Genomic DNA, 5,807 nt, shown 5'->3' on the forward strand with positions numbered 1-5,807 from the left:
GCGGTCCTGCGGCGGGTCCGTCCCACTCCCCGCAGGGCGGTGCAGGGCACCGCGACCACGGGAGTGCTGTCGGCGGACTCGGCCCGTACGGCCCGGCCGCTCGCCCGCGTGCGGCGGCCTCTTCCCCAATTCACGTCATCTGGAGGCGCGGATTCGTATGGCCGACATCGGCGAGGCGCGGAACGTGGCCGATCTGCTGGGCCGTCGCGCGAGTGAGCACCCCGACCGCGAGGCGCTCCGCTACCTGCACGACGTCGAGACCGGCGACGGCACGTCGCTGACATACGCGGAGGTGCACCGCGCCGCTTCGGGCGTCGCGCGGGACCTGTCCGGACGGTTCGCCGCGGGAGACCGGCTGCTCCTGTTGCACGGTTTCGGCCCGGCGTTCCTCGCCGCGTTCCTCGGCTGCCTGTACGCCGGGATGGTCGCGGTGCCCGCGCCGTTACCCGGCCGGTACCGTCACGAACGCCGCCGCGTGCTCAGTATCGCGCGCAGCAGCGGCACTGTCGCGGCGCTCACCGACGACGCGAACACCGAGGACGTCGCCGAGTGGATGCGCGAGGAGGGCCTCACCGGACTGCCGCTGCTGTCCACCGACGGCGCCGCCGAGGCGCCTGCCGACGCCGCCTTACCCGCCGTCGAGCTGAACCGCGAAACACTCGCGATGCTCCAGTACACCTCAGGCTCCACCGGCGAGCCCAAGGGCGTGATGGTCAGCCACGGCAACCTGCTGCGGAACATCGAGACCCTCAGTGCGTCGTTCGGCTTCAACTCCCGCACGGTCTTCGGCGGTTGGATCCCGCACTTCCACGACATGGGCCTCATCGGCCAGCTGCTGCCGCCGCTCTTCCTCGGCAGCACGGGCCTCCTGATGAGCCCGTCCGCCTTCATCCGGCGCCCGCACAGCTGGCTCCGGATGATCGACACGTACGACGTCGAGTGGTCGGCCGCGCCGAACTTCGCCTACGACCTGTGCGTACGGCGGGTCACCGACGCCCAGTTGGAGACCCTGGACTTGTCGCGCTGGCGGTGGGCGGCGAACGGCTCCGAGCCGATCCACGCCGGCACCCTCACCCACTTCGCGAAGCGCTTCGCCCCCACCGGCTTCCGCACCGAGTCGCTGTCGCCCTGCTACGGCCTCGCCGAGTCGACCGTGTACGTCTCCGGAGGGCAGGCGCCCACGATCGTGGAGGTCGATGCGGAGATGCTGGAAGACCGCAAGCTCGCCGCGGCGTCCGAGGGCCGGCCCGGCCGCGCCCTGGTCGGCTGCGGTACCCCGCAGGACGTCGACCTCCGGATCGTCGACCCGGAGACCGGCAGACGGCTGCCGCCCGGCGCGGTCGGCGAGATCTGGCTGCGCGGCCCGAGCGTCGCGACCGGGTACTGGAACCACCCCACGGCCACCGAGGTGACGTTCGGCGCCACCCTCGACGGCATCGACGGGCAGTACCTGCGCACCGGCGACCTCGGCGCACTGCACGAGGGTGACCTCTACGTCACCGGCCGGATCAAGGAGATGATCACCGCACACGGCCGGAACCTCTACCCACAGGACATCGAGTACGAGCTCCGCGCCGCCCACCCCGAACTCGCCTCCCACGTCGGCGCGGTCTTCACCTTCGCACGAGAGGGCACGGACCCGGCGCTCGTCCTCACCCACGAGGTCAAAGGCCGGCTCGACGAGGCCGGCCTGACGGAGCTGGCGCGCGGCATGCGGCAGACCGTGGCCCGCGAGCACGGCATGACCGCGGCCTGCGTCGTCCTGCTGCGCCCGGGCAAGGTACGGCGCACGACCAGCGGCAAGATCCAGCGCGACGCGATGCGCAAGCTCTTCGAGGAGGGCGAGCTGGAAGCCGTGTGGATCCAGGGCGAGGTACCGGGGCGGGACGCCGGAGGCGCTCGCGCATGAGCCCTGCACCGCTGGTCACAGGCCAGGCCCCCCACACGCTGCTGCGCGAAATGCTCGACGAACAGGCCCGCCCCGGCGGCGCGTTCGACCCCGCCGCCCTGCGCGAGCTGGACCGCGACGAGGCGTTCCCCGCCGAACCCTGCCGCGTGCTCGACGAGTTCGGGCTTACCGCCCACTACGTCCCGGTCGCGCACGGCGGGCGCCTGGGCGACCTCGCCGAGTTGATCCGGCTCGTACGCGGTGTCGCCCGGCACGACGTCACCGTCGCCGTCGCGCACGCCAAGACGCTGCTGGGGGCCGCCTCCGTCTGGGTCGCCGACGACGCCGACCAGGCCGACGCCCTCGGCCGCCGGATCGTCGACGGGCAGATCGTGTCCTGGGCGCTCACCGAACGCGGCCACGGCGCCGACCTGCTGGCGGGCGAGCTCACCGCGGAACGCACCGGCGCCGGCTGGCGGCTCGACGGCGAGAAGTGGCTCATCAACAACGCCACCCGCGCCGACCAGCTCTGCGTACTGGCCCGCACGGGCAAGCCCGGCGACGCCCGCGGCTTCGGCCTCTTCCTGGTGGACACCCATGCTCTGGCGCCCGGCAGCCACGAACGCCTCCCGAAGGTCCGTACGCACGGCATCCGCGGCGCGGACATCAGCGGCACCCGCCTGACAGGCGCAACCGTGCCCGCATCCGCGCAGGTCGGCCCCGACGGAGCCGGGCTGGAGATCGTGCTGAAGGCGCTGCAGCTCACCCGCACGGTGTGCACAGGGCTCTCTCTCGGGGCGTGCGACCACGCGCTGAGCCTGGCCGTCCGCTTCGCGGCGCAGCGGCGGTTGTACGGGCGCCTGCTGAGCGAACTGCCCCGCGTGCGCCGCATCCTGGCCGACGCCGTCGCCGACCTCCTGCTGATGGAGGCCGTGTCCGAGGTGGCGGGCCGCGCCGCGCACGCGCTGCCGCGCGAGATGGCGGTGGTCTCCGCCGTCGCCAAGGCGTACGTACCGGGTACGGCCGACGCGCTGATCGCGGAGCTGGGCGAACTCCTTGGCGTACGGGCCTTCTTCACCGAGGAGTACGCGGAAGGCAGGTTCGCCAAGCTGGAGCGGGACCACCGGATCGTGGCGATCTTCGACGGCAGCACCGACGTGAACCGGCACGCGCTGATCAAGCAGTTCCCGCTGCTCGCCAGGGCCGCCGCCCGGCGCGGCCCCGACCGCGAGGGACTGGCCGCCGCGGCCGCCCTGCACACCTCGCTCGACCCGCTCGCTCCGCGTACCCTGACCCTCGCCGGGAACCGGGGCTGCTCGGTGCTTCAGGCGGTGCCCGACGCCGTCGCCCGTACCCGCGAGGAGATCGCCGCGGGTACGGCGCCCGCCGCGCTCGGCCCGCTGCTGGACGCGTTCGCCGCCGCCTGCGCCGAGCTGGAGCGCGAACTGGCTGAGCACAGACCGACGTTGGAGGACGTGCCCGCGGCCGACTTCGAGCTCGCCCGCCGCTACGAGCTCTGCTTCGCCGGAGCCGCCGCACTGCACGTCTGGTCGCACCGGGACGCGCACGCGGGGCCGCCGTCGCCCCTGTGGGCGGAGGGCCGCTGGCTTAGAGTCTGCCTGGCCCGGGCCCTGGGCCGGCTCGACCGGCCCGCCGTCGCCAAGGACGCCGCGGAGGCGCTGGTGGAAGAACTGGTGCGCACGGAAGGACGCGGCATGACGCTGCTGTCGGCACGATGAGCCAGGACACCGCCACGACTCCGCACGCCCCCGGACGGGCACCGCGCGCGGACACCCTGGAGCGGCTGTTCGGCGACCCCCGCGACCCGGCGAACCCGGTCGGCCACACGCCGATCCTCGCGGCCGACGACCGCGCCGAGATGTTCGCCGAGGGCGAGGCGCTGCTCGACGGCTTCGGGCTGAACGCCGAGTTCGTCCCCACCCGCTACGGCGGACGCCTCGACCGGCTCGACGACCTCGTCGAGGTCATGCGCGCGGTGTACCGGCGCGACCCGAGCCTTGGCCTCGGCTATGGCGCGAGCTCGCTGATCTCCTCGGTCAACGTCTGGACCTCCGCCGACGAGGAGCAGTCCCGCCGCGTCGCCGACATCCTCCTGGGCAACGGCAAGATCGCCGCCGCGTACCACGAACTCGCCCACGGCAACGACATGTCGGGCACCGAGATGAACGCCGCGTCCGTCGACGGCGGCTGGTGCCTGAACGGCCGCAAGGAGGTCGTCACCAACATCCGCCGCGCGAACGCCCTGGTGCTGTTCACCCGAACCGGGCCGGGCGAAGGGAGCCGCAACCACTCCCAGCTTCTCGTCGACAAGGAGCGCGTCCTCGGCGGCGGGATCCGCTACCTGCCGCGGCACGGCACCGTCGGGCTGCGTGGCGTCCAGCTGGCCGGCGCCGTCTTCGAGGACTGCCGGCTGGGGCCCGAGGCGCTGATCGGCCGCCAGGGCCACGGGCTGGAGACCGCGATGCGGTCCTTCCAGGTCACCCGAGCCACGCTGCCGGCGATGATGACCGCGATCCTCGACTCCGCCCTGCGCGCGACACTGCTGCACGTGGGCAGCCGTTCCCTGTACGGCCGCCGCGTCGGAGACCTGCCGCAGGTGCGGGCGCAGCTCGCCGGGGCGTTCGCCGATCTGCTGGCCTGCGAGGCGTTCAGCATGGTGGCGGTCAGGGCCCTGCACCTGCTGCCGGAGGTGGCGGGACTGTACGCCGCGTCCGTCAAGTACGCGGTCGCCGGAGCGCTGCTGCGGGCGGTGGACCGGCTGTCCGGCGTCCTGGGCGCGGAGTTCTTCCACCGCGACGGCGAGCAGGCGATCTTCCAGAAGCTCCTGCGTGACCTCAAGCCCGTCGGCTTCGGCCACGCGGCGCGCGCCGCCTGCCAGACGACGATTCTGCCCCAACTGGGCATCCTGGCGCGACGCCCGCTCAACCCGGCGGCCCCGCCCGAGGCCCTCTTCCGGATCGACGCGGACCTCCCCGAGATGCCCTTCGGCGCGCTCCGGATCAGCTCCGGGGGCCGCGACCCGCTGGCCGCGTCGCTGGAGGAGCTCGCCGAGCAGACCGCCGGGAACGGCGACGCCCGGCTGGCCGCCGACCTCGACGGCCTGCGGTCCGAACTGGCCGCCGTCCGCACCGCCGCCGCGGCGCTCGCGCCGCGCGAGCTCACCTTCACCGCCACCGCCGACGCCTACGACTTGGTCGAGCGCTACGTGCACGTCCTGGTCGGCACCGCCTGTCTGCGCGTGTGGTGGCACAACCGCGACGGCTCCGACGCCTTCCTCGCCGAACCCCTGTGGCTGCGTGCGGCGCTCGCCCGGGTGCGCACGGCCTGGAGCGGACGGCCGGCGCCGCTGCCGCCCGAGGAAGTGGACGCCCTGTACACACAGTTGCAGCGGCGACTGACGGAGCAGCGCAGCTTCGGACTGCTCGGCCGCCGCCTGTCCGGAACCTGACCGGCGGCGCTTCCCGGACCGCGGGAGGACGCGACGCAGTGCCGCGAAGAAATGACGAGACCCGTCAAGACGACCCGTTGAGGAGCACCACCATGGAAGCACCGGCCACCCCCGCCCCCTCCACCGCCGAACTCGCCGACTGGCTGACCCGCACGGTCGCCGACTACGTCAGCTCCGAGCCCTCCGAGATCGAGCCGGACGTACCGCTGTCGGAGTACGGCCTGGACTCGGTGTCGGCAACCACCGTGTGCGCCAACATCGAGGACCACCTCGGGCTGGTCGTCGAGATGACGTTGATCTGGGACCACCCGACCGTCGCGGAGCTGTCGCAGGCGTTGGCCGATGAACTGGAGTCCGCCCGCGGCTGACGCCGGAGGGGGCGGCGGGTGCTCCGGCACCCACCCCGTTCCCGGCAACGGTCCACGCTGGCGTGCCGATTGGGAGTGTGTG

General features: G+C 73.2%; 4 protein-coding genes. All 4 read left to right on the forward strand.

What is annotated here, in order from left to right; all coding sequences use genetic code 11:
• Window positions 1–157: 157 nt before the first annotated feature.
• The 4 genes from SSPS47_RS33250 (at window position 158) to SSPS47_RS33265 (ending at window position 5,725) form a co-directional block, all read left to right on the forward strand.
• Window positions 158–1,909, forward strand: a complete 1,752-nt coding sequence (locus SSPS47_RS33250) for a fatty acyl-AMP ligase (protein WP_164254127.1) — start codon at window positions 158–160, stop codon at window positions 1,907–1,909.
• Window positions 1,906–3,627, forward strand: coding sequence for an acyl-CoA dehydrogenase family protein (locus SSPS47_RS33255; protein ID WP_164254128.1), 1,722 nt, complete (start codon window positions 1,906–1,908; stop codon window positions 3,625–3,627). Before SSPS47_RS33250 ends, SSPS47_RS33255 begins: the two co-directional genes overlap by 4 nt.
• Window positions 3,624–5,357 carry an acyl-CoA dehydrogenase gene (locus SSPS47_RS33260; RefSeq protein ID WP_164254129.1) on the forward strand — a complete coding sequence of 578 codons (1,734 nt, stop codon included), beginning with the start codon at window positions 3,624–3,626 and terminating at the stop codon, window positions 5,355–5,357. Before SSPS47_RS33255 ends, SSPS47_RS33260 begins: the two co-directional genes overlap by 4 nt.
• Before the next feature lie 92 nt (window positions 5,358–5,449).
• Window positions 5,450–5,725 carry an acyl carrier protein gene (locus SSPS47_RS33265; RefSeq protein WP_164254130.1) on the forward strand — a complete coding sequence of 92 codons (276 nt, stop codon included), beginning with the start codon at window positions 5,450–5,452 and terminating at the stop codon, window positions 5,723–5,725.
• Window positions 5,726–5,807 lie beyond the last annotated feature (82 nt).

It is taken from the genome of Streptomyces sp. S4.7, assembly GCF_010384365.1.
Lineage (GTDB): Bacteria > Actinomycetota > Actinomycetes > Streptomycetales > Streptomycetaceae > Streptomyces.